The sequence below is a fragment of the Maricaulis sp. B-26 genome (assembly GCF_056857855.1).
In genome coordinates this window covers 1-23,788 of the sequence record NZ_JBSXNX010000026.1, presented here as the reverse complement: position 1 = coordinate 23,788, position 23,788 = coordinate 1, and the positions used below count along the sequence as shown (strand labels likewise).

General features: G+C 63.5%; 24 protein-coding genes. 19 read left to right on the top strand and 5 right to left on the bottom strand.

Annotated features, from left to right (window positions below; all coding sequences use genetic code 11):
- Nucleotides 1-97: 97 nt before the first annotated feature.
- Nucleotides 98-1,498, bottom strand: coding sequence for a pyridoxal phosphate-dependent decarboxylase family protein (locus AC13HB_RS12470; RefSeq protein ID WP_482950096.1), 1,401 nt, complete (start codon nt 1,496-1,498; stop codon nt 98-100).
- A 138-nt stretch (nt 1,499-1,636) separates the two neighbouring features.
- Here AC13HB_RS12470 and AC13HB_RS12465 point away from each other — a divergent pair, with 138 nt between their 5' ends.
- The 6 genes from AC13HB_RS12465 to AC13HB_RS12440 all read left to right on the top strand — a co-directional run bounded on the left by AC13HB_RS12465 (nt 1,637) and on the right by AC13HB_RS12440 (nt 5,599).
- Entirely contained in the window at nt 1,637-2,290 is a 654-nt protein-coding gene (locus AC13HB_RS12465; protein ID WP_482950095.1) for a head GIN domain-containing protein, read from the top strand.
- A 124-nt stretch (nt 2,291-2,414) separates the two neighbouring features.
- Nucleotides 2,415-2,597, top strand: coding sequence for a 50S ribosomal protein L32 (rpmF, locus tag AC13HB_RS12460; RefSeq protein ID WP_482950094.1), 183 nt, complete (start codon nt 2,415-2,417; stop codon nt 2,595-2,597).
- A gap of 176 nt (nt 2,598-2,773) precedes the next feature.
- Entirely contained in the window at nt 2,774-3,148 is a 375-nt protein-coding gene (locus AC13HB_RS12455; protein WP_482950093.1) for a hypothetical protein, read from the top strand.
- 187 nt (nt 3,149-3,335) lie between these two features.
- On the top strand, nt 3,336-4,607 hold the full coding sequence (gene eno, locus AC13HB_RS12450; protein WP_482950092.1) for a phosphopyruvate hydratase: 1,272 nt from the start codon (nt 3,336-3,338) through the stop codon (nt 4,605-4,607).
- A 70-nt stretch (nt 4,608-4,677) separates the two neighbouring features.
- Entirely contained in the window at nt 4,678-5,142 is a 465-nt protein-coding gene (locus AC13HB_RS12445; protein ID WP_482950091.1) for a hypothetical protein, read from the top strand.
- Between the two features lie 106 nt (nt 5,143-5,248).
- Complete coding sequence (locus AC13HB_RS12440) at nt 5,249-5,599, top strand: FtsB family cell division protein (RefSeq protein WP_482950090.1); 351 nt, start codon at nt 5,249-5,251, stop codon at nt 5,597-5,599.
- Between the two features lie 55 nt (nt 5,600-5,654).
- Here the strand turns inward: AC13HB_RS12440 and AC13HB_RS12435 are convergent, their stop codons facing one another.
- A complete protein-coding gene (locus AC13HB_RS12435; RefSeq protein WP_482950089.1) occupies nt 5,655-6,326 on the bottom strand; it encodes a hypothetical protein in 672 nt (223 codons plus the stop codon).
- Nucleotides 6,327-6,476: 150 nt separating this feature from the next.
- Between AC13HB_RS12435 and AC13HB_RS12430 the strand changes: the two genes are divergently transcribed.
- From AC13HB_RS12430 to AC13HB_RS12400, 7 genes are all read left to right on the top strand, one after another.
- Entirely contained in the window at nt 6,477-7,160 is a 684-nt protein-coding gene (locus AC13HB_RS12430; RefSeq protein WP_482950088.1) for a winged helix-turn-helix transcriptional regulator, read from the top strand.
- Between the two features lie 97 nt (nt 7,161-7,257).
- Complete coding sequence (gene pdhA / locus AC13HB_RS12425; RefSeq protein ID WP_482950087.1) at nt 7,258-8,274, top strand: pyruvate dehydrogenase (acetyl-transferring) E1 component subunit alpha; 1,017 nt, start codon at nt 7,258-7,260, stop codon at nt 8,272-8,274.
- Between the two features lie 118 nt (nt 8,275-8,392).
- Nucleotides 8,393-8,803 carry a nuclear transport factor 2 family protein gene (locus tag AC13HB_RS12420; RefSeq protein ID WP_482950086.1) on the top strand — a complete coding sequence of 137 codons (411 nt, stop codon included), beginning with the start codon at nt 8,393-8,395 and terminating at the stop codon, nt 8,801-8,803.
- Nucleotides 8,804-8,842: 39 nt separating this feature from the next.
- Nucleotides 8,843-10,273 carry a pyruvate dehydrogenase complex E1 component subunit beta gene (locus AC13HB_RS12415; protein ID WP_482950085.1) on the top strand — a complete coding sequence of 477 codons (1,431 nt, stop codon included), beginning with the start codon at nt 8,843-8,845 and terminating at the stop codon, nt 10,271-10,273.
- 5 nt (nt 10,274-10,278) lie between these two features.
- Entirely contained in the window at nt 10,279-10,686 is a 408-nt protein-coding gene (locus AC13HB_RS12410) for a GFA family protein (protein WP_482950084.1), read from the top strand.
- Between the two features lie 16 nt (nt 10,687-10,702).
- Complete coding sequence (locus AC13HB_RS12405) at nt 10,703-12,040, top strand: pyruvate dehydrogenase complex dihydrolipoamide acetyltransferase (RefSeq protein ID WP_482950083.1); 1,338 nt, start codon at nt 10,703-10,705, stop codon at nt 12,038-12,040.
- 8 nt (nt 12,041-12,048) lie between these two features.
- On the top strand, nt 12,049-12,831 hold the full coding sequence (locus AC13HB_RS12400) for an acyl-CoA thioesterase (RefSeq protein ID WP_482950082.1): 783 nt from the start codon (nt 12,049-12,051) through the stop codon (nt 12,829-12,831).
- A gap of 6 nt (nt 12,832-12,837) precedes the next feature.
- On the opposite strand, the gene AC13HB_RS12395 is transcribed toward AC13HB_RS12400, so the two are convergent.
- Nucleotides 12,838-13,536, bottom strand: a complete 699-nt coding sequence (locus AC13HB_RS12395) for a 2OG-Fe(II) oxygenase (protein ID WP_482950081.1) — start codon at nt 13,534-13,536, stop codon at nt 12,838-12,840.
- 36 nt (nt 13,537-13,572) lie between these two features.
- A complete protein-coding gene (locus AC13HB_RS12390) occupies nt 13,573-13,989 on the bottom strand; it encodes an ACT domain-containing protein (RefSeq protein ID WP_482950080.1) in 417 nt (138 codons plus the stop codon).
- Nucleotides 13,990-14,071: 82 nt separating this feature from the next.
- On the opposite strand from AC13HB_RS12390, the gene AC13HB_RS12385 reads away from it, so the two are divergent.
- Nucleotides 14,072-14,443, top strand: a complete 372-nt coding sequence (locus AC13HB_RS12385; protein ID WP_482950079.1) for a cupin domain-containing protein — start codon at nt 14,072-14,074, stop codon at nt 14,441-14,443.
- A gap of 257 nt (nt 14,444-14,700) precedes the next feature.
- On the top strand, nt 14,701-16,104 hold the full coding sequence (gene lpdA, locus AC13HB_RS12380) for a dihydrolipoyl dehydrogenase (protein ID WP_482950078.1): 1,404 nt from the start codon (nt 14,701-14,703) through the stop codon (nt 16,102-16,104).
- An 81-nt stretch (nt 16,105-16,185) separates the two neighbouring features.
- On the opposite strand, the gene AC13HB_RS12375 is transcribed toward lpdA, so the two are convergent.
- Nucleotides 16,186-17,844, bottom strand: coding sequence for an AMP-binding protein (locus AC13HB_RS12375; protein WP_482950077.1), 1,659 nt, complete (start codon nt 17,842-17,844; stop codon nt 16,186-16,188).
- Between the two features lie 256 nt (nt 17,845-18,100).
- Here AC13HB_RS12375 and AC13HB_RS12370 point away from each other — a divergent pair, with 256 nt between their 5' ends.
- From AC13HB_RS12370 to AC13HB_RS12355, 4 genes are all read left to right on the top strand, one after another.
- Nucleotides 18,101-18,874 (top strand): macro domain-containing protein, encoded by a 774-nt coding sequence (locus AC13HB_RS12370; protein ID WP_482950076.1) that lies wholly within the window; start codon nt 18,101-18,103, stop codon nt 18,872-18,874.
- A gap of 58 nt (nt 18,875-18,932) precedes the next feature.
- Nucleotides 18,933-20,258, top strand: coding sequence for a hypothetical protein (locus AC13HB_RS12365; protein ID WP_482950075.1), 1,326 nt, complete (start codon nt 18,933-18,935; stop codon nt 20,256-20,258).
- A 95-nt stretch (nt 20,259-20,353) separates the two neighbouring features.
- Nucleotides 20,354-22,789 (top strand): M1 family metallopeptidase, encoded by a 2,436-nt coding sequence (locus AC13HB_RS12360; RefSeq protein WP_482950074.1) that lies wholly within the window; start codon nt 20,354-20,356, stop codon nt 22,787-22,789.
- 21 nt (nt 22,790-22,810) lie between these two features.
- Nucleotides 22,811-23,317 (top strand): DUF6702 family protein, encoded by a 507-nt coding sequence (locus AC13HB_RS12355; RefSeq protein ID WP_482950073.1) that lies wholly within the window; start codon nt 22,811-22,813, stop codon nt 23,315-23,317.
- The last annotated feature ends 471 nt before the right edge of the window (nt 23,318-23,788 follow it).

The window sequence follows — 23,788 nt, the reverse complement described above, 5'->3', positions numbered from 1 at the left end:
ACCATATCCAATATATAGGTATTGCCTGCCCGGTCTTCAAACGAGGTAGGGAGGAGGGGCGGAATCAATGTTTCAGGCATGCAGGTGTGCCGTTGATCTAATCCAAGGCCAGTTCCGCAATCACCCGCACCGCCGTCATCACATCCTCCCGCGTGCAGTCGAATTGTCCCACCTGGAAGCGGATGACGAACTGGCCCTCATGCCGTGTCTGGGTGAGATAGGTGCGGCCGTCGGCATTGATTCTCTCAAGCAGATCAGCGGTTGCCTGGTCGGCGTCCTGGCCCTCCGGTTCGTAGCGGAAGGTGAAGAGGCTGAAGCGGCCGTCGGTGACGATGCGGAAGCCGGGCAGGACGGCGATGGCGGTCTCGGCCTCTTTCGACCAGGCAATATGATTGCGGATGCGTTCCCTAAGTCCTTCAAGGCCATAGGCGCGCATCAGGAACCAGAGCTTGAGGGCGCGGAAGCGCCGCCCCAGCGGGATCGTCCATTCGGAATAATTGACGATATCGTCGAAGCCCGGCGTCTCCAGATAGTCGGGGCGCAGGGTGAGGGATTTGAGCTGGTCGGTCGGGTCCCTGAGGAACTGGATAGAACAGTCGAACTGGGCGCCGAGCCATTTGTGCGGATTGAAGACGATGCTGTCGACGCGCTCCGCACCGGCCCAGATATCGCGAAACTCTTGGCAGATCATGGCAGAACCGGCCCAGGCTGCGTCGATATGGGTGTAGAGGCCTTCTTCCTCGGCGATATCCATGATCTCGGCGACCGGATCGCAGGCGCCGATGGCGGTACCGCCGATGCAGATCACGATGCCCGCAGGCAGGTGACCGGCAGCCCGGTCAGCGGCGATGGCGGAGCGCAGCGCGTCCGGGTCCATGCCGTAATCGTCCCGGGTCGGAATCTTCACCAGATTGTCCTGCCCGATCCCGGCGACCCAGACCGCCTTGTCGACCGAGGAATGGGTCTGGGCGGAGGCATAGATGCGCGGTGCGGCCTCGCCCGACAGACCCGAGCGGATGCCGCGCCAAGAGAGGGCGCGTTCGCGCATGGTCATGACGGCGGAGAGGGTGGCCGAGGATGCGCTGTCCTGGATCACGCCGCGCCAGCCTTCGGGCAGGCCGACCGCCTGGCGCATCCAGTCCACCATCCGCGTCTCCATCTCGCTTGCCGCGGGCGAGGTCTGCCAGAGCATGCACTGGGCCGCGACGGTATTGGCGAGCTGTTCGGCCAGCATGGAGGCGGGTGCCGCATTGGCGGGGAAATAGGCGAAGAAGCGCGGATGCTGCCAATGGGTCATGGCATCGGGCACGATGCGCTCGAAATCGCCGAAGATCGTCTCCATGCTCTCGGCACGCTCCGGCGGCGTTTCGGGAAGCCGGTGGAGCACATCGCCGGGCGCCACGCGCGGTCGGACAGGGCGGTCGCGAAGGGTGGAGAGATACTCCACCGACCAGTCTGCGATGCGTTTAGACCAGGTGCCGAATTGTCCGAGATCCATATCTCATCCCCGCGATTGGCGTTGTCTCTGTGGAACTTCTATCCTGCGTCTGCATCCAAACCCACCGTGCGAGGCATCTGGTGAGTAAAGGCAGAGGCCGGCTCCATGTGCGGGGCCCGGTGGAACAGGGAGTGACGCATGCAAACCAGATCACTGAGGACGGCCGTCGCGGCCGTGATCGGCGCCGGCCTGCTGGCCGGGAGCGCCGTTGCGCAGGATACGCAGAGTTTCGATCTTTCCGGCTTCCGGGGAGTCGATGCCGGCGGCGGCTACAATATCGTCGTTACCCAGGGCGATGCCTACTCCGTGGTGCTGGAAGGCGATGCAGAGGATTTCGAGGATATCGAGCTTCGCGTCCGTCGCGACGAACTGAAGGTCGATCAGGATACGCACTGGTTCTCCCGACGCCGCTGGCTGGACGTGACGGTCCGCGTCACCCTGCCGGACATCGACAGTCTGGAATTCAGCCGCGGGATCGAGGCGCAGGCGTTCGAGATAGATTCGGATAATCTCGAGCTGGACGTATCCACGGGCGCCGAAGTCGAGCTGTCCGGCCGCTGCGGGATGCTCGATCTCGACGGCAGCACTGGCGCGCTACTCGATGCCGGCGATCTCGTTTGTGCGAATGTCAGCATTGATTCCTCGACGGGCGCGGAACTTCGTGTGCATGCAACCGAAAGCATAACGGCGTCCGCTTCGACGGGAGCGGAAGTTCGCGTTTCGGGCGCGCCGCCGAACCATGAATTGCGCTCTTCCATGGGCGGAAGCGTCCGGCTCGACCGAAACGGCTAGGCGTTTGCCTGCATTCCGTCGGCCTGCAGTGCTTGCACGCGTGACGGGAAGCCTGTATACGGCGCGGCTCAAACGGATGGCGCTGGCTGTCCGGACCCGTGATTCATAACCTGTGGAGAGGCTCATGGCCGTCCCTAAGAGAAAAACGACGCCGAGCAAGCGCGGCATGCGCCGGGCCCACGACAAGCTGGACAACCCGGTCTACGTCGAAGACCAGGATTCCGGTGAACTGCGCCGTCCGCACCATGTCGACCTGAAGTCCGGCATGTATCGCGGCCGCCAGATCCTGGAGCCGAAAGAGGACTGATCCTCTCCCGGCAGCCGGCAAACGGCACACGAATTCTGGAGACGCGCCCGGTGATTGCCGGGCGCGTTTTCGTTTGAATGGCCGGTATGAGTGGCGGAGCCAGTCGGCGGCACAACCCCAGGCTGGTTCGAGCTGGGGCGTAAACAGTTTATCGTCTGCTTTCACAAGGAAGACATATGGGCATCAAACTCGAACCCACTGCTTATCCGGGGTGTTATCGCGCCCGCATCGAAGATGTCGCCACCTATGCGGAACACGGGGCCCTTATAGCCCGTGTGGAGGAGTTGATTCGCGACGGCTCGCTGACCGCACTGCTCGTCGATGCCCGCCGGGCGGTCGCGCCGGAACGCGACAGCTTCTCGCGCACGATCTGGGACGATGCCATGTCGGTCCTGAGTCAGGTTTCATTGGCCTATATGGCGCCTGCTGATTTGCCGGCCGAACGGATGGCCATGATCCGCACGGTAATCGCGGACTGGGACGGGACGTGCGAGGAGTTGCAATCCGACAGCGCTGCCGAAGCCTGGTGCCGTGCACAGGGAGGCGAGTGAGGTTTCAGCGTCCGCCACCCTGGAACTGCCATGAGCGGCCCGGAGACGGGTTCGTCTCGCCACCTGAATCTGCAAGCCGGCCCCCCGTCCATGCCCTTGCTTTGAGGCGCCCATTGGTTATGAAGCGCAGCAGGATATTCCGGCGCCCGCCGAAGCGATGCGGGCTGCCCAGCCAGAGAGCGACTTCATGACCGCCATTACCGATATCATCGCCCGCGAAATTCTCGACAGCCGCGGCAATCCGACCGTCGAAGTCGATGTCCTGCTGGAGGACGGCAGCTTCGGCCGCGCGGCCGTACCGTCTGGTGCCTCAACGGGCGCCCATGAAGCGGTCGAGATGCGCGATGGCGGCGAGCGCTATGGCGGCAAAGGCGTCCAGAAAGCCGTCGAGTCGGTCGAGGGCGAAATCTTCGAGGCCATTGCCGGCATGGATGCGGAAGACCAGCGCCGCATCGACGAGACCATGATCGAGCTCGACGGATCGGCCAACAAGGCCAAACTCGGTGCGAACGCCATTCTCGGCGTCTCCATGGCGACGGCGAAGGCCGCCGCCGAAGCCCAGGGCGTGCCGCTCTTCCGTTATGTCGGCGGGCTCAATGCGCGCGTTCTGCCGACGCCGATGATGAATGTCATCAATGGCGGTGCCCATGCCGACAACCCGATCGACTTCCAGGAATTCATGATCATGCCCGTCGGCCTGCCGAGCTTTTCCGAAGCCCTGCGCTGCGGTGCGGAGATTTTCCACGCGCTGAAATCGGGCCTGAAGGCGGACGGTCTCAACACGAATGTCGGCGATGAGGGCGGTTTCGCCCCGAATCTGAGCTCGGCCGAGCAGGCGCTCGACGTCCTCATGTCCGCCATCGAAAAGGCCGGCTACAAGCCGGGCGAAGACGTCGCGCTGGCCCTCGATGTCGCCTCGACCGAATTCTACAAGGATGGGCGTTACGTGCTGGAAGGTGCCGGCGAGAGCCACGACTCGGCCGGATTCGCGCAATATCTCGAACAGCTGGTCAGCCAGTATCCGATCATCTCCATCGAGGACGGCATGGCCGAGGACGACTGGGACGGCTGGCGCGCCCTGACCGAGCGCCTGGACGGCAAGTGCCAGCTCGTCGGCGACGATCTCTTCGTGACCAACCCGGAGCGTCTGGCCCAGGGCATCGAGACGGGCGCGGCGAATGCGATCCTCGTCAAGGTCAACCAGATCGGCACGCTCTCGGAAACGCTCGATGCCGTCGATATGGCGCTGCGCTCGGGCTATGGCGCGGTGATGTCTCACCGTTCCGGCGAGACCGAGGATTCGACCATTGCCGACCTCGCCGTCGCCACGAATTGCGGTCAGATCAAGACGGGCTCGCTGGCGCGCTCGGATCGTACCGCCAAATACAACCAGCTCCTGCGTATCGAATCGCTGCTCGGCGAGACGGCGCTTTACGCCGGTGACGCCGGGATCAGCTGATCCGGAGCGCGCTCTCTTGCGCTCTGCACGGTGTAGGTGAATCCTGTGCCGTGCAGAGTTGGAGGGGCATTTGAGACGACATTGGGTAGCAGCGGCGCTCATTTGGGTCGGCTGCAGCGAGCCGGCCATCGCGACAAACACCGGCGATGCTTTGCGGAGCAGCGTTGAGCACCTCCGTATCGAAATGGGGGATGAGGCGCACGCGCAATCCGAACAGAATGGACCGACAGCGGCAGGAACACTCACAGAATTATCCCAGATACGCTTGGGAGATCTTTATGCAGACCGCTTGCAATGGCAGCAACTGGTTGACGTCACTGCACAGGAAATCGTCGCTATAGAAGAAGAATTAGACGCAGCCGAGGAGCTCGATTGTGAATTGACCGCTGTGTCGAGTATTAAAGCTCGGCTGGCGCCATTGTATGAGGCGCTTGAGGAGCGGCGAGCAGGCTTGCGGAATGTCAATGATGCGATTGAGCGCCTGGAATTTGAGCGAGCTCCCCGGCGTGGAAGCGTCCGCCGTGACAGTGATTAGTTCAAGCCGCGCTAGCGACGGCTCTTTGCCCGGTTAAGTGTAGCGCTGCTGCACCATAACGGGACGATTCATCAATCCTAAACGCTGATCGTGTTCACTGCGCACCATGACAAGGCCAGCCATAGCGCTGCCGAAGAACAAGGTGGTGATGGTGGACGCGATCAAGCGTTGGGTTCCGAGCTTCTTTCTCGCGGTGGCGATTGCCTATTTCGGCTATCACGCGCTCACCGGCGAGCAGGGCGTGCTGAACTGGCTTGTCGTGAAGAACGAGATTCGCGAAACGGAAATCGCGCTCGCCGAGGCCCGTGCCGAGCGCGAGCGTCTCGAAGCCACCGCTGCCCGGCTGCGTTCCGACAGCCTCGATCTCGACTATGTCGAGGAACGGGCCCGCGACATCCTCAATGTCGCGCATCCGCGTGAATTCATCGTGGAAATCGAACCCGAGCCGCAGCGCTAGGCGTTTGCCGATATTCCCCGACGCCGATTAGCCCGGTCCCTTCCGTATCCGGCCCCTAGTTCAACCCCAGACGCTGGTTCTCCGCCTCGAATAGCGCCGCGATGGCGGCTCCGTCCGAGGGGCCTTCCTCGAGTGTCTCCGGTTCCCACTGATGCCGTTCGGCGGCGAAGAAATCCCCGCCGTAAATATGCAGTCCGGCCGTAAAGCGGGGCAGCGGATTGGTGACCGAGTGAATGACGCTGTCCGGCAAACGGGCGACGTCGCCGGCAAACAGGCATTGGGCGCCGGTCGCGCGAATGCCGTCCGGACCGCGCCGCCACAGGATATTGTCTTCCCGCCCGGTATAGAGGCCGATCGAAGCCCACATCGCATGATCGTGGGGCAGGAGCGTCATGTTCGGCGTCCAGTGGGCGGCGAAGATGGTCAGGGTCGGCGACGCGACCAGCACATCAAGTCCGGCACGTGAGGGCTCTCCGAGCGCGCGAAGAACGGCGTCCGGCGTGCTGACCGCGCGTGCCAGGACTTCGCTGACGGCGGCCTGGGCATCGCTCTCCAGTGCGGCGGCCTGGCAGTCGGAAACGAATTGCTCGCGGTCGAAGCGGGGCTGGCGGCCGGATGAAGATGGTCCGGACGAGGCGTTGGCTGTACTGGTGGGCAGGGCCATGCTGGCTACTCCGGTGATGAGGGCCTGACGGCGCGTCAGGCGCAGGGCGGGACGAGCTGTCATGATCGGCGCTCCATTGTGGACTGATGCCCGCGACGGGCAAGACACGCACAGACTGGCGGAATGGTGCAGGCATTCCAGTCCTGAATCTGGACCGCGGACCTCGCGCGGTTCATTCTGCCTGTTACGGGACGAACGCCAAGGGAGCGCGGTATGACGCAGCGATACGGTCAGTTTTGTCCTGTGGCACTGGCATCCGAAGTCCTGGCCCAGAAATGGATGCTGCTCGTAGTGCGGGAGCTGGCTGCCGGCGCATCGCGCTTCAACGATATCCGGCGCGGTGTTCCGCGTCTGTCTCCGACGCTGCTGAAACAGCGGCTCGACACGCTGCAACGGGCCGGTGTGGCGGAGCAATTGCCGGAGGGCGGCTACGCGCTGACCGAAGCCGGAGAGGCGTTGCGGCCTGTCCTGGCGGCGATCGGAGGCTGGGGACAGCGCTGGAGCCGGGATATCGACCCGGACGATCTCGACCCCGGCTGGCTCGTCTGGAATATTCATCGCCGTCTGGATGTCGGCACATTGCCGTCAGGTTCGCTCGTCATCGGTTTCGTGTTCAGCGATCAGCCGGCCAGTCAGCGATGTTTCTGGATACGGTGTACCGACGGCGAGGCGGAGGTCTGTCTCAAGCCGCCGCCCCGGCCTGCCGATGTCACACTTCGGACACCGCTCCTGGTGATGGCGGAGATATGGCGGGGACTGCGTGATTTTCAGACGGAACGGAATGGACGACGCCTTGTTCTGGAAGGGCCGGAACACCTGTGCCGGGCCGTTCCCGACTGGTTTCTTCTGTCCGTTTATGCGTCGATCGACCGGCCCCGCGACCGCGCCGCACGGTGATCTTGTCCATTGCAGAGCTTGCCGCGAGCGGGGTGATCCTGCTATGGGGCGAACAACGTCAGATGGGAGCGCGAAGCTTTATTTCGCGTGCGAATAAATGGCTAGCAAGCGTACCAGCAAGTCCACGAGCTCGAAATCCTCGACCAAGGCGGCCTCGAAAGAGGCGCTGCTGGACTATTATCGCGAGATGCTGCTGATGCGGCGTTTCGAGGAGAAGGCCGGCCAGCTTTACGGCATGGGCCTGATCGCCGGCTTCTGTCACCTCTATATCGGGCAGGAAGCGGTCGTGTCCGGCGTCCAGGCAGCGCTGGAAGAGGGCGACCAGGTCATCACTGGCTATCGCGACCACGCCCACATGCTCGCCTGCGGCATGACCCCGAAAGGCGTCATGGCCGAGCTCACCGGCCGCGAGGGCGGTTATTCGCGCGGCAAGGGCGGCTCCATGCACATGTTCTCGCGCGAGAAGAATTTCTATGGCGGCCACGGTATCGTCGGCGCCCAGGTCTCGCTCGGTACCGGTCTCGCCTTCGCGGACCGCTACAAGGAGAACAAGAAGGTCGCTGTGGCCTATTTCGGCGACGGTGCCGCCAATCAGGGCCAGGTCTATGAGAGCTTCAACATGGCCAAGCTCTGGGACCTGCCTGTCGTCTACGTGATCGAGAACAACCAGTACGCCATGGGCACGGCGGTAAAGCGCGCCTCGTCCGAGATCGAGCTCTATAAACGCGGCAATTCCTTCGGCATTCCCGGCGAACAGGTCGACGGCATGGACGTCGAGGCCGTTAAGAAGGCTGCGGCCAAGGCCATCAAGCACGCTCGCGACGGGAAGGGCCCCTACATCCTCGAGATGAAGACCTATCGCTATCGCGGCCACTCCATGTCCGACCCGGCGAAATACCGCACGCGCGAGGAAGTCGACGATATCCGCTCGCACCACGACCCGATCGACCTGATCAAGAAGCGTCTCATCGAGGGCAAGCATGCCACCGAGGAGGAGCTCAAGGCGATCGACAAGGAGGTGAAGGCCGAGGTCAACGAGGCGGCCGAGTTCGCCAAGTCCTCGCCCGAACCCGATCCGTCCGAACTCTACACCGACGTTCTGGTGGAGGTGTAGGCTTGCAGCATCCGTTTTCCCTCATGTCCGGCCCTCGCGCTCGTGCCACTGTACAAGGCGGTCGCCTTGTCGGCGCAGGTGTGCGCGACTGCCAGGGTCGATAAAGGGGAGAGATGAAATGACACCGCAAGTGAAGCACTTCCTCGCCGAATGGCACCAGGCCGTCCGCGAGCGCGACGAGGACCGGATCCGGTCGATCATGGCCGAGGGGTGCGAACTGCACTCGCCGGTCGTGTGGAAGCCCTCCAGCGATACCCGCTACATCCTTCACATCCTGATGGGCGTGATCTCGACGGTCGAGAATTTCGACTATCGCAAGGAATGGGTCGACGGCGACGATCTCATGCTGGAATTCACCGGCACGGTCGACGGCAAGGGCCTGGTCGGTCTGGACCGGATCACGCTGGACGAAGCCGGCCGGATGACCCGTCTTGAAGTCTTCATCCGCCCGCTCAACACGCTGGTGGATTTCGCCGAAAAAATGCGCGAGCACGCGCTGCGCTACAAGCCGGAGGCGGCCAATGGCTGACATCCGGAAACCCGTTATCTGACATAGGGATACGCACTCATGTCGATCGAAGTTCTCATGCCTGCCCTGTCGCCCACCATGGAAGAGGGCACGCTGGCCAAATGGCTGATCAAGGAAGGCGATACCGTGGAGAGCGGTGACGTCATTGCCGAGATCGAAACCGACAAGGCGACGATGGAAGTCGAAGCCGTCGAGGAGGGCGTGGTCGCCAAACTCCTCGTCGATGAGGGCACGGAGAACGTGAAGGTCAACTCGCCGATCGCGATCCTCGCTGAAGAGGGCGAGGACGCCGACAGCGTCGAGGCGCCGTCCCCCTCCGTCAGCTCTGCTGACACCTCCCCCGAGGGGGGAGGACAAGACGAGGAATCGTCTTCCCCCGACGGGGGAAGTGGCCGCGAAGCGGACGAAGGGGGAGAGGGCGATGTGCGCGTGATCGATTACAGCGCGCCGTCGGCCAGCGATCCCGATATTCCGTCCGACGCCAAGATGGTCGAGACCACGGTCCGCGATGCGCTCCGCGACGCGATGGCCGAGGAAATGCGCCGCGACGACACGGTCTTCGTGATGGGCGAGGAAGTCGCCGAATACGAAGGCGCCTACAAGGTGACGCGCGGCCTGCTCGCCGAATTCGGGCCCAAGCGCGTCGTCGACACGCCGATCACCGAGCACGGTTTTGCCGGCCTCGGCGTCGGTGCGGCCTTCAACGGGCTGAAGCCGATCGTCGAATTCATGACCTTCAACTTCGCCATGCAGGCGATCGACCAGATCATCAATTCGGCGGCCAAGACGCTCTACATGTCCGGCGGACAGATGGGCTGTCCCATCGTCTTCCGCGGCCCTAACTCGGCCGCCAGCCGGGTCGGCGCCCAGCACTCCCAGGACTATTCCGCCTGGTACGCCAATGTGCCCGGTCTCAAGGTGATCGCGCCTTATGACGCGGCCGACGCCAAGGGCCTGCTCAAGGCCGCCATCCGCGACCCGAACCCGGTCGTCTTCCTCGAGCACGAGCTGATCTACGGCGAAACCTTCGACGTCCCGGACGTGGACGACTGGGTGCTGCCGATCGGCAAGGCCAAGGTGCGCCGCGAAGGCAGCGACGTGACGATCACCGCGCACTCGCGCATGGTCGGCTTCGCGCTGGAAGCGGCCGGGAAACTGGCGGAGGAGGGGATCGAGGCCGAGGTGATCGACCTGCGCACCCTGCGCCCGCTGGACACCGATACGGTCGTGGAATCGGTCAAGAAGACCAATCGCATCGTCTGCGCCGAGGAAGGCTGGGGCCGGATGGGCGTCGGCGCGGAGATCGCCGCCGTCGTCACCGCCGAGGCCTTCGACTATCTCGACGCCCCGCCCGCCCGCGTCCACCAGGCCGACGTTCCGCTGCCCTATGCCGGCAATCTGGAAAAACTCTCCCTGCCGGGAGTCGAGGATATCGTGAAAGCGGCGAAAGCCGTCTGTTACGCGGAGTAGATCGGATGGCATCTCCCCAAAAATCCTGGCGAACCGGCGAGTGTCATTGCGGGGAGGTTACCTTTGCGGTGAACCTGCCGGACAGCGTGGTGGCGGTGTCGTGCAATTGTTCGATGTGTTCGAAGACCGGCTTCATCCATCTTTTCGTCGAGAAGGACGATCTGAAGATCGAGCGCGGTGCCGAGAGCCTGACGACCTATACGTTCGGCACGCATACGGCCAAGCACACCTTCTGTTCCAAATGCGGCGTGAAGCCGTTCTATGTGCCGCGATCCCATCCCGACGGCTGGTCCGTCAATCTGCGCTGCCTCGACGAGGATGCCAATCTTCAGCTCCGCTTCCAGGAGTTCGATGGCGCGAACTGGGAAAAGAATATCAACGAGATCAATCCGGACCTCGCGAACGAGGCCTGATAGAGGACTGACCGTCATGTCGATCGAAATCCTGATGCCCGCCCTGTCGCCCACCATGGAAGAGGGCACGCTGGCCAAATGGCACGTCAAGAAAGGCGATACGGTCGAGAGCGGCGATGTGATCGCCGAGATCGAGACCGACAAGGCGACGATGGAAGTCGAGGCCGTCGACGAGGGCGTCGTCGGCAAGCTCCTCGTCGACGAGGGGACGGAAGGCGTGAAGGTCAATGCCGTCATCGCGATCCTGCTCGAGGACGGCGAGGACGAGAGCGCGCTGGACAAGGCCGGATCGTCGGATGGCAAGGCCGAGGAAAAGTCTGAAGCCAAGGCTGACGAAAAGTCAGGGACCAAGTCAGAGGACAAGCCGGCAGCGTCCAAATCGTCCGGCAAGCGTCCGCTCGAGGACAAGCCGGCCGAGAGCAAGGCGCCGCCCCCGCCGTCCAAGGATGGCGACCGCATCAAGGCCAGCCCGCTGGCGCGCCGGATCGCGGACGAGAAAGGCCTGGACCTGAAAACGATCGAGGGCTCGGGCCCTTACGGACGGATCGTGAAGCGTGACGTGATCGATGCCGAGCCTGCCGCGAAGACCTCCGGGGCGTCGGAGGCGGCGGCTGCGCCGGTGGACATGGACGATCCGCTGGCCGCCTATGGCATTGCCCGCGACCGCTACGATCTCGAAAAGGCCGACAATATCACCAAGATCTCGGCCAAGCGTCTCTCGGAGAGCTTCCGGGACATCCCGCACTTCCCGCTCAATGTGGATTGCCGGATCGATGCGCTGCTCGACTTCCGCAAGCGCGTGAACGCTGCGGCGGAGAAGGACGGCGCCAAGGTCTCGGTCAACGACATCCTGATCAAGGCGGCGGCCATGGCGCTGAAGAAAGTACCGGCTGCCAACTCGTCCTGGATCGAGGGCGGCATGATCGCGCGGCACAAGCATGCCGACGTCTCGATGGCGGTGGCCATCGAAGGCGGTCTCATCACGCCGATCATCAAGGACGCGGACACCAAAGGCCTGGTCGATATCTCCATCGAGACCAAGGACCTCGCGACGCGCGCCCGCGACCGCAAGCTGAAGCCGGAGGAGTTCCAGGGCGGAACCTTCTCGCTCTCCAATCTCGGCATGTTCGGGATCGACAGCTTCTCCTCCATCATCAACCCGCCCCAGGGCATGATCATGTCGGTCGGCCAGGGCGAGCAGCGCCCGGTGGTCAAGGACGGTGCGCTGGCCATCGCCACGGTGATGACGGTCACGCTGACCTGCGATCACCGCGTGGTCGACGGCGCCACCGGCGCGAAATGGCTGCAGGCCTTCAAGACCTTCGTCGAAGACCCGATGACCATGCTGATGTAGGTGGGATCGTGACCCAACCTGCACACCTCGCCGAGATCCGGCATACCGATCTCGTCTTTCCGCACCAGACGAACCACCAGGGTTCGTATTTCGGTGGGGCGGCGATGGCGGAGATGGACAAGATCGCCTTCCTGATCGCGGCGCGTCATGCCCGCCGGCCATTCGTGACGGCGTCCTGCGACAAGCTGGATTTCGTGGCGCCGGCCCATGTCGGCGATCTGGTCGAACTGACCGGGCAGGTGCGTATGGTCGGCCGGACCTCCATGATCGTGGATGTCGAGCTGGCGGCGGAAAATCTGCGCACCGGCGCGCGACATGTGTGTACGCGCGGGGCCTTCACCATGGTCGCCGCCGACCGCAAGACCAATCCGGACCGTCTGCCGCCTTCGCCGGACGCGAAGCCGGATTTCGCGGCCTCGCCGGCGGGCTATGCCCGCACGCTCCAGCTCGTCTTTCCGGGCGATACCAATCATCTCGGCCAGCTCTTCGGCGGGAATGCCATGTCCGTGATGGGACGGGCCGCCTATATCGCGGCCTCGCGCCATACGCGTACGGATGTCGGCATGGCCGCGTCGGACAAGATCGACTTCATCGCCCCGACCAGGGAAGGCGAGCTGCTCGACGTGATCGCCGAGGTGTCGTCCGTCGGGCGTACCTCTATGACGGTGGACGTCACCGCCGATGCCGAGGACATGATGAGTGGCGAGCGCCGCAAGGTCGGCGCGGCGCAATATGTCATGGTCGCGTTGGACGATGCCGGCCGCCCGACGCCGGCCCGTCCGCTCGCCTGAGCCGCGCTATGACGGTGCGATCGGAAGGGTGCGCGCCTGCAGGGCAGGTGCGCGACCCAGATCATTGCAGCGGTGCCAGCCCGCGATCGAGAAGCGTTCCCGGTGAGATAGCGCGACTTCGTGGGGAATTTCCTCGCTCAGGAAGGCGGCGAGCGTTCCGAATTCCGGCAGGACTTCCGCCTCCGTGACACCGCTCTCGGGATCGAAGATACGCAAGAGCCCGCCATCCTCACGCGACCAGTCGGGATTGAGATAGAGCACCGTGGACAGCACGCGATTGCGAGCGCCGCGGAAACTGTCGACATGCTGTTTGTAGAAGGCGCCGGGCTCGTAGACGGCGTAGTGAGCCTCGAAGGCGAAGAGGCCCAGCATGAGCCGGGCATTCACGCTCAGGCGAAGGTCTTCGGCGAAATCGAGGTAGAGCCTGTCCGTCTCCTGGCCCGGATCGAGCCAGCGCGTCTTGTCGCGCCGGATGCGGGTGGTCAGTTCGTGATCATCGGCGCGCCCGATCCCCGCCGGGGTAAGCGCCTCGCTCTCCGAGAGGCTCCGGACCTGTTCGCGGAGCGCCGCCAGCATGCCGGTGTCCTGAAGGCGCATGACGGCCCATCCACGCTCGGCGATCATGCCGCACAGCTGGTCCGTATCGAAACAGGGCAGGCCCGTCAGGGCCGGGGCGAGGTGCGTCAAATCCGTGGGTCCGCTCAAGAGGAGCGCGGCTCTTAGGCTCGCCCCCGCGGCCCGTCAATCGAATTCGCCGCCATGACGGCCGGAGAGCGCCTGCAGACAGGCGAGGGCACGCTCGGCGTCCGCCTCCGGCACGAAGATGTGGTCGTGAAAATATCCGGCGACCGCATTGCAGCTGATTCCGTCCTCCGCCAGTGCACCGGAAATCGCGGCCATGAAACCGACTGCGTCGAGCGAGGAGTTTATGGTCAGGGAGAGGCAGCGGCAGGGAAAGCTGGTCTCCAGCCCGGCCGCGGCTGCGGCACCGGCCTCGACGATCAGTGTCGTGCCTTCGGCTTCCCTGAACTGCATGCGCGCTTCGAGACCGTAAGGCACTGGCAAGCCCGGATCGAGCGTGGCGAAGACATAGCGCTCCGCTTCCAGCACGGGGCGCATATGTCTCAACAGGTGATCGAGATCGCTGTTCCGTCCCATTCCCGTTTCCCCGCGAAACCGTGTAGCGTCCCATGCGCGTGCCGGCCGGTGCGTCGCCAGTATAGCAGACCCGGAGCTTGCCATGACCGTGCCTGTTGTGTCGCTCAGCGACAAGCACGCCCAATTCGACGACACCTGGTCGCCCAAACGTATTGCCCGTATGGATGATTACGAGGTCAAGCTGGCGAAGGCGTCAGGGAGTTTCGACTGGCACAGCCATGAAGGCGAGGACGAACTCTTCCTGGTCACGCGCGGGATATTGCGGATCGAGATCGAGGGCGACGAACCGGTGCTTCTCGGGCCTGGCGAGCTGTGCGTGATCCCGAAGGGCGTTCGGCACAGGCCCGTCGCGAAGACGGAGGTCGTGCACATGCTGCTGATCGAGAAATCCGGGGTCGTGAACACCGGCGATAATCCTGACAGCGCTCTGACAACGGAAGTCGAGGATATCTGACGGACGACCGTACGGCATACGGCTTGACCCGCGGTGAGGGCGGGCAGAAACGCCGTGTGTGATTCCGCAACCGCTACCAGAACCGCAATGTCTGACGGAAAAACAGGGCGGCGTGCGCCTGGATGGGCAATACCTGGCCACCGGACGTTATTGGCGAAATCCCACAACGTGCAGCAGCATTGCTAAGCCGGCGGCCCGCTGGTAAGCGTCACTCATTCGCCAGCTGTATATTTCGCATGTGAAATAAGAGGTGCCCCATGGCTGAGGACAAGGCTTACGACGTCATCGTGATCGGAAGTGGACCGGGCGGCTACGTCACGGCGATCCGTGCTTCCCAGCTCGGTTTCAAGACGGCGATCGTCGAGCGCGCCGAACTCGGGGGCATCTGTCTCAACTGGGGCTGTATCCCCACCAAGGCCTTGCTGCGAACAGCCGAGGTCTACCATCTCATGCAGAATGCGAAGGATTTCGGTCTTTCGGCGGAGAAGGTCGGGTTCGACGTCGAGGGAATCGTGAAGCGCTCGCGCGGCGTTGCCGGACGGTTATCGGGCGGGATCGGCATGCTCATGAAGAAGCACAAGATCACGGTGATCGAGGGCGAGGCCAAGCTCGAGAAGGGCAAGGATGCCCCGGCCGTCGTGGTCGGCAAGGACCGCTACAACGCCAAACACGTCATCCTCGCGACGGGCGCCCGCGCGCGGACCGTGCCGCAGGCCGGGCTCGAGCCGGACGGCGACAAGATCTGGACCTATCGCGAGGCGATGACGCCGAAGGAAATGCCGAAATCGATTCTGGTGATCGGCTCCGGCGCGATCGGGATCGAGTTCGCCAGCTTCTACCGCACGATGGGTGCCGAGGTGACCGTCGTCGAGATGATGGATCGCGTCCTGCCCGTCGAGGACGAGGAGATTTCCAGCTTCGCCGGCAAGAGCTTCAAGAAGCAGGGCATGAAGCTGATGACCTCCGCCCAGGTCGAAAAGCTCGACAAGTCTGGCAAGACCGTGAAGGTCCAGGTGAAGACCGCCAAGGGCAAGACCGAGACCGTCGAGGTCGAGAAGGTCATCCTCGCCATCGGGATTACCGGCAATGTCGAAAATCTGGGCCTGGAATCGCTCGGCGTGAAAATCGAGCGCGGCCATGTCGTCAATGACGGCTTCGGCAGGACGAACGTAAAGGGGCTCTACGCCATCGGCGACGTCGCCGGGCCGCCCTGGCTGGCACACAAGGCGAGCCATGAGGGCATCGTCTGCGTTGAGAAGATCGCCGGCGAAGACGTACATGCCTTCGAGACGTCGAATATCCCGGGCTGCACCTATTGCCACCCGCAGGTCGCCTCCGTCGGTCTGACCGAAGCCAAGGCGAAGGAAGCCGGGCATGAGGTGAAGGTCGGCCGCTTCCCCTTCGTCGGAAACGGCAAGGCGATCGCGCTGGGCGACGATCAGGGCCTGGTGAAGACCGTATTCGACGCCAAGACGGGCGAGCTCCTCGGCGCCCACATGGTCGGTCCGGAAGTCACGGAGATGATCCAGGGCTATGCGATCGCACGCGAGCTGGAGAGCACCGAAGCCGAGCTCATGCACACCGTCTTCCCGCATCCGACCCTGTCGGAAATGATGCATGAAAGCGTGCTCGACGCCTACGGCAAGGTGATCCACATCTAGCGTTTGCCGTTCAGGGCCGGACAAAAAGAAAGCGCCGCGTAGGCCCCACGCGGCGCTTATTTCTGCAGGTTCTTGTCCTTACTACTGCGCCGGTTCAGGCGCGGCCTTTTCCGTCATCATGGCCTCGACCGTCTTCTGCACATTGCCGTAATCGGTCTTGCCGGTACCGAGAACCGGGATCGAGTCGACATGGACGATCTTGCGCGGGATGGCGAGCTCGCTGATGCCGTGATTGCGGGCAAACGCGACGAGGTCGGCCCGGTCGGCCTTGGGGTAGTCGGTGAGCAGGATGATCTGCTCGCCCTTGCGCTTGTCCGGGATCGCCGCAGCGGCGTGCATATTGTCCGGCCAGAGCGAGGTGGCGCAATTCTCGACCACGGCCAGCGAGACCATTTCCCCGCCCAGTTTGGCGAAGCGCTTTACCCGGCCGCGAATACGCAGGAAGCCCTCATCATCGATGGTGACGATATCGCCCGTATCGTGCCAGCCTTCGACCGGTTCCTCGATCTCGAGCGGGGCGGTCGGCCGGATATAGCCCTTCATGATGTTCGGGCCCTTGATGTGGAGCTGGCCGCCATCATCGATGCCCGGTACCGGGACCAGCCTGGCCTGGCAGCCCGGCATGAGCTGGCCGACCGTGCCCGGATGGTTGTTCTGCGGCTGATTGACCGAGAGCACTGGAGCCGCTTCGGTCAGGCCGTAGCCCTCGACGATTTCAAGATTGAACCGTCGGCGGAGGGCCGAGCGGGTTTCGTCCTTGACCCGTTCCGCGCCGCACACGGCGAAGCGCAGGGAGGAGAGGTCTCCTTCGTCTGCGGCACGGGCATACTGGTTCATGAAAGTGTCTGTCGCGAACAGGATCGTCGCCTTGGTCTCCGCGATCCGCTTCACGATCGTCTTGGCCTGCAGGGGCGTGGGGTGGCAGATCGCCGGAATGCCCAGGCCGAGCGGGACCAGCACGCCGCCGGTCAGACCGAAACAGTGGAAGGTGGGCAACGGGTTGAACAGGATGTCCGTGGGCAGGATCTCGATATGGTCGCGGACCTGTTCGACATTGGCGAGCAGGTTGGCATGCGAAAGCACGACCCCCTTCGGATCGCCCTCCGTGCCGGAGGTGAAGAGATAGACCGCGGCCGAATCGGGATCCGGGTGGGCGCGCACGGCGAAGGGCAGGACCATGCCGACGGCGGCGGCGATCTTGTCCATTGTGGTCAGGTTCTCGCGCACATCCTCCAGATAGATCAGCTCGTGATCCTTCTTCAGCTCGGCCTCGAGCTCCTGAAGTTCGCCCAGTTCGATGAAGCGGCGCGCGGTCACGATCTTCTTCGCCTTGCATGCCGTGCAGGCCGCCTTGAGCGCGCGGGGGCCGGCGGTGAAATTGAGCATGGCCGGCACACGGCCATAGGCAGAGAGGGCGTAGAAGGCGATGATCGCGCCCACGCCGGTCGGCAGAAGGACACCAAGAGCTTCGCCCGGCTCCGTGCCCGGCTTGAGCGCATGACCGAGCGCGAAGGCGCCCTTGGTCAGGTCGCCGAAGCTGACCTCGCGGCCGTCCGCATCGATGGCTGCGATCTTCTTGCCGCCGTACCGGCGCTTTGAATCAAGCAGGGCGGCGAAGACCGACTTGCGGATTCTGGCCAGGTTGAACGGGGCGCCGTGATAGATCGTCTCATCCGTGTTTCCGGATGCAGCCGTAACGGCCTCGGCCGGCGTGGCGCCGGCGGCTGAAGTGTCAGCCATTTACTCCTCCCAAGTGCGCCCCTTATGGCCGGGGCGTGCTGTGAGGCGGAGTTTAGCTGGGTATTACGTATAGGGAAGGGGAGGCAGTGCAGCTTGTCTTCCAAGCCCGGTCTTTCATCTCGTATTACAGCAAAAATTTATCGAAAAACGAAAAAACTGCTTGATATCGAAAATCGATAATGTAAGCTCTGGGAGAACGCTGGGGAGCGTAGACCCGATGCTGCAATCGGCGGTTCGGGCGAATTGGGAGACTGGCATGCACAAGGCATGGCTTCTTGCTGGCGGCGTAACGACCGCCCTGATGACGTCCGGATGCGTGGTCGTCGTGGCCGATGACGGCGATGATTCGAAAATCTTCCGCCAGGAGCACCGCGAAGGCGGCTATATCGTGCTCGACCGCGACGGCGATTACAGCCGGCTGGCGGGCGACATGAATCTGCGCGGCCGCCTGGGCGGCGATCTCAGCCTGGTGGCTGGCGATGTCGATATCGACGGACTGACTGTCGGCGGCGAGGTCTCTATCGCCGGTGGCGACATCGACTTCCGCGGCAGTGCCGACGGCGAAATCTCGATCGCCGGCGGCGATGTGGAATTCGACGGCGAGGCGGGCGACGAACTGAGTATCGCCGCGGGCGATCTCGATGTGGCGGGCCGGGTCCGGGGCGAAGCCTCCCTGGCCGCGGCCGACATGAACCTCACCGCACGTTTCGAAGACGGCCTGGTCGCACAGGCGGATCATGTCGAATTTTCCGGCGACGTCGCCGGCCGGTTCAAACTGGTCGCAGCGGAGGAATTGAAGCGCCGGCGGATGGGCGACCCTGAACACGGCCTGGTCGTGATTTCGGGCACGGTTCGCGACGGCGGTGATGTTTGCGCCCGCACGGTGCGCTTCGAAAACGGCGCCAATATCGGCGGCGCGCTGAACGTCTGGGCGGAAAACGCTCCGGAGATGTCCGGCAACGCCTCCGTGCCCGGGCTGAATTTCGTGCCGCGCGACGGTCGCGATTGCGACGACATCCTCGACGACTGAGCCGGTAACGGCTTGCTTTTTCTCAACCTGACCGCCGGGGGGCGCAGGGAGTAGGACAATGACGATCAAGACAATGATCATGGCCATGGGGCTGGCCGCTACGATGTGGGCGGGCTCCGCCCAGGCTCAGGTTATCGGCGGTGATGTCGTCATCGACGGCAGCCGTCACGACGTGATCTTCCTCGGAGGCGAACTTGATGTCTCCGGGGAAATCGACGGCAATATCCACGCCGTGGCCGGTGAGGGCGATATCGATGCTGTCGTGCATGGCGATATCGAATTCCTCGGCGGCGATCTGAATATCCGCGGCACGGTCGATGGCGATGTCGATATCGCTGGCGGCGACGTGGATATCGATGCGGATGTCGCAGATGACGTGAAGGTCGCCGGTGGCGATGTAAACGTCGGCGGCGAGGTCGGTGGTTCGCTCAAGGCGGCCGGTGGCATGGTCACGGTCGACGCCCGGGTGCAGGGAGATACGCATCTGGGCGGCGGCGAGGTCCGCGTCCTGTCTTCCAGCGAATTTTTCGGCGAAACCGAGATGGTCGGTGGTGAGGTCTCTTTCGAAGGAGTCCAGCACGGCCGGATCGAGCTCGAGGGCGGCGAAATCACGCTTTCCGGCACTTTTCACGGCGATGTGGAGGTGATGGCCGAGGAAATCTACGTGCTCGACAGTGCGGTCATTACCGGACGTCTCGTCAGCTTCGCGCCGGTCGAGCCGGTGATCGCCGAAGGTGCCACGATCGGCGGCGGCTCGGATTACACCTTCGAGGACTTCAATTTCGGCGCCAAGGACTGGGACGACCTCGATATCGAAATCGACGGTCCCTGGGAGCTGATCGGCGCACCCTTCCGCTTTATCGGTATCGCCTTTGCCGCGAGCGCCTTCCTGCTCGGCATGCTCGCTGTGCTGGTCGCGCCGCAGGGCGTGGGCGGAATTGCCGGTGCCTTCCGCCGGCGTCCGCTGAGCTCGGGCCTCGTGGGTTTCATCGCCGTGCCGATGTCCGTCATCCTGGTCAGCGTGATGACCGTCATTCTGGCTCTGACCGTGGTCGGCGCATTGCTGATCCCGCTGCTCTGGCTGGCAATCTATCCGCTGGTCATGTGGCTGGCCTTCGCCTTCGGCGGGATCGCGGTCGGCGATCTGATCTTCAACCGCCAGCGCAATGACGGCCGGATGGGCCTCGGCATGCGGGCGCTGTCCTTCCTGCTGGTCATGGGAATCGTCGTCGCGCTCGGCGTCATCCCGGGACTCGGCACCGTAGCCGGCCTCATCGTCTGGTTTATCGGCATGGGCGCCTGGATCCTGTGCCTCGTGAACCGCGGATCGGCTCCGGCCGAACCGGCGCCGGAACCGGTGGCAGCCGAAGGCGAGGCCGTCTGAATTCTTACAATTCAGCAAGCGTGGGTGACGATACCTGCACGGAACGCTACATATTCTCCCGAATGAATCCCGAATAACGGGGAATGGGGAATGAGATGCGTACGCTGAACATGATTGTCATGGCAGGCGCGGTTGCGAGCTTCAATGTCGCAGCCGCGCAGCCGATTCAACAGACCGTGAACGACTGGCGCGATGCCTTCCGCCAGCTCGAGGACGAGGACTGGCCCTCGCCGAATGACGAGCGCCGGGCCACCGGTGCGCCGGGTCACGAATACTGGCAGCAGCAGGTCGATTACGATATCGACATCCGGCTCGACGAGACCGAGAAACACCTCTTCGGCACCGAGACGATCACCTATACAAACAATGCGCCGGACGAGCTGGATTTCCTCTGGTTCCTGCTCGACCAGAACCGTTTCCGCGCCGATTCCATGGCCGTGATGACCGCGACGGTCGGGGGCGGTGGCCGCTCCTCCAGCCGTGTCGGCGGCACCATGCCGGAGGGCATTTCCGCCCGCACCCTCCGCCGTCATCAGCAAATGTCGGAAGACGGGTACGGCTTCAACATTACCGCCGTCACCGATGCCGACGGCAATCCGATGGATCACACCATCGTCGACACGCTGATGCGCATCGATCTCGACGACACCCTCGAGACCGGCGAGAGCGTGACCTTCACGATCGAGTGGGATTACCGCCTGATCGAGACCCAGGTCATCGGCGGACGCGCCGGCTGGGAATGCTTCGAGGAAACCGAGGATACCGGCGGCGACTGCATCTACCAGATCGCACAATGGTTCCCGCGTGCGGCGGCCTTTTCCGATTATGAGGGCTGGCACAACAAGGCCTTCCTCGGCCGCGGCGAATTCACACTCGAATTCGGCGATTACGACGTCTCGATCACCGTGCCGCAGGACTTCATCGTCTCGGCCACGGGCGAGCTGCAGAATCCCGACGAGGTGCTGACACAGGCCCAGCGCGATCGTCTGGAAGAGGCCCGCACGGCCGACGAGCCGGTCTTCATCGTGACCCCGGCGGAAGCCCGCGCAAACGAGCGCCGCGGTACCCGCTCGCCTGCCACCTGGGAGTTCCGTGCTGAAAACGTCCGTGACTTCGCCTGGGCCGGCAGCCGGAAATTCATCTGGGATGCCGTGGGCGTCGAACAGGACGGGCAGGGCGACGCGCCCGACCTCGTCATGGCGATGTCCTTCTATCCAAACGAGAGCGAGCCGCTCTGGTCGACCTTCTCGACCCGGGCCGTCGAGCACACGCTGGACGTCTACAACTCCTTCGCGTTCCCGTACCCGTACCCGGTGGCGCAATCCATCGCCGGTCCGCAGGGCGGCATGGAGTATCCGATGATCACCTTCAATGGCGGCACCTATGGCCGTCCGGTGGTCGATGATGACGGCAATCTGTCCTATTCGCGCACGGCGAAGCGCGGCCTGATCGGCGTGATCATTCACGAGATCGGCCACATCTATTTCCCGATGACGGTGAACTCCGACGAGCGCCAGTGGACCTGGATGGATGAAGGCCTCAACACCTTCCTGCAATTCCAGGCCGAGCGTCAGTGGGAGGAGGACTTCCCGTCCCGCCGCGGCGATCCGGACCTGATCGCGGACTACATGGCATCCTCCACGCAGATGCCGATCATGACGCAGTCGGACTCCATCCTTCAGTTCGGCAGCAATGCCTATGGCAAGCCGGCGACGGCGCTGGTCGTGCTGCGCGAGACCGTGCTGGGCCGCGAGCTCTTCGACGAGGCCTTCCGCACCTATGCCGAGCGCTGGCGCTTCCGCCGGCCGACGCCCTACGACTTCTTCCGCACGATGGAAGAGGTGTCGGGCGTCGATCTCGACTGGTTCTGGCGCGGCTGGTTCTACTCGACCGACCATGTCGACATTTCGCTCGACCGGGTCATCGAGGGCACGCTGGATACGGAGAATCCGGAAGTCGAGAATGCCCGCGAACGCGTCGCCGACGCGGCCGAGCCGGAAAGCCGGACCCAGCTGAACAATCGCCGGGACGGCATCGCAACCTATGCCGAGCGCAATCCGGAAGTGATCGATTTCTACTCCGAGAACGATGCGTTCACCGTCACCAATCGCGAGCGCGAGGCCTATGAAGGCGTCCGCGAGGATCTGGAAGACTGGGAAGCGGAGATCATGGATAGCGATACGCGCGTCTATTATCTCGACTTTACCAATCAGGGCGGCGTGGTGATGCCGATCATCCTCGAATTCACCTTCGCGGACGGCGGCACGGACATGGTCCGCATCCCGGCGGAAGTCTGGCGCTATAATCCCGACGAGGTCACCTGGACCTATGTGACGGACCGCCAGGTCGTCTCGGTAGAGCTCGACCCGCTCTGGGAGACCGCCGATGCCGACCGTTCGGACAATTACTTCCCGCCGCGCATCGAGCCGACCCGGCTCGAGGTCTACCGGTCCAGCGACCGCAACCAGACCATGATGGACGATATGGACCTGCGCGTGACGCGCGACTCGGTCCGTACGCGTCCGCAGTAAGCGGGACGCAGGGGAGCCCGGATGAAACCGGTTCGTATCCTCATCGCTGCTCTGGCGGGGCTGCTCATCGCGGCAGCCCCGTCATTCGCACACCGGGTGCATGCCGGTGTCACCGAGATCGCGGTCAATCCGCGCACCTCGGAAATGGAAATCTTGCACCGCCTCTATGCCCACGACCTGATGGAGGCCCTAGATCGTCTGGAGGAGGAAGCGTCCGATTTCGTCGCCACGGACGAGGGGCTTGAAGCGGTCGGCGACTATGCCGGCGCGCATTTCCGCGTAGCCGACGGCGAAGGCCGGGTCATGGCGATCGACTATGTCGGCGCCGAGATCGACGGCGAATTCATCTGGATCTATTTCTCCGCCCCCGAGCCAGCCTCGCAGGATGCCTTCATCGTCGACAACGCTCTCCTCGCCGAGACCTTCGACGACCAGGTCATGATGACCAATTTCCGCTTCCACTCCCAAGTCCGCACAGCCATGCAGGGCCCGGGGCGGCGCACGCCGGTCCGGGTGCGGTTCGAGTAGGGACGGCGACCGACCGGGGAAACGTGAAACCGGGGGAAACGTGAAACCGATTGACGGGGTGGCGCTATTGGAAATGGTGTGTGTCCCCGTAGATTCCTCCGTATTTTCCTGTTCCCGTGTTTTTCAACGGGACTTGACGAAAGCCGGCTCCCTATCCACGCGGCGCCTGCTTCCGGCCGGCACCGGGCGTATGGGTCCCGGATCTCCGCCCGGCTCAGGGCCGGGCATGTGTCCGGGATGACAAGTCTGGCGCGTTTTGAATCGAACTTATCCCCACCCTTAAAACCCGGCTTAGACTCACTCCCGTTCTCGCACCGCTCGAGGCCCGGCCTGGTTCGCCGGGGGTGCGGGGAGTACGGAGCCTGCCCGTCCCTGTCGGCTGACCGCGACAGGGCCCGGTGGTGGCCATCGGTTCGGAGAGGCAGCAAAAGCGCTGACTGTCTGTCCAGACCGGTTTCGAGAGGGAGCCCG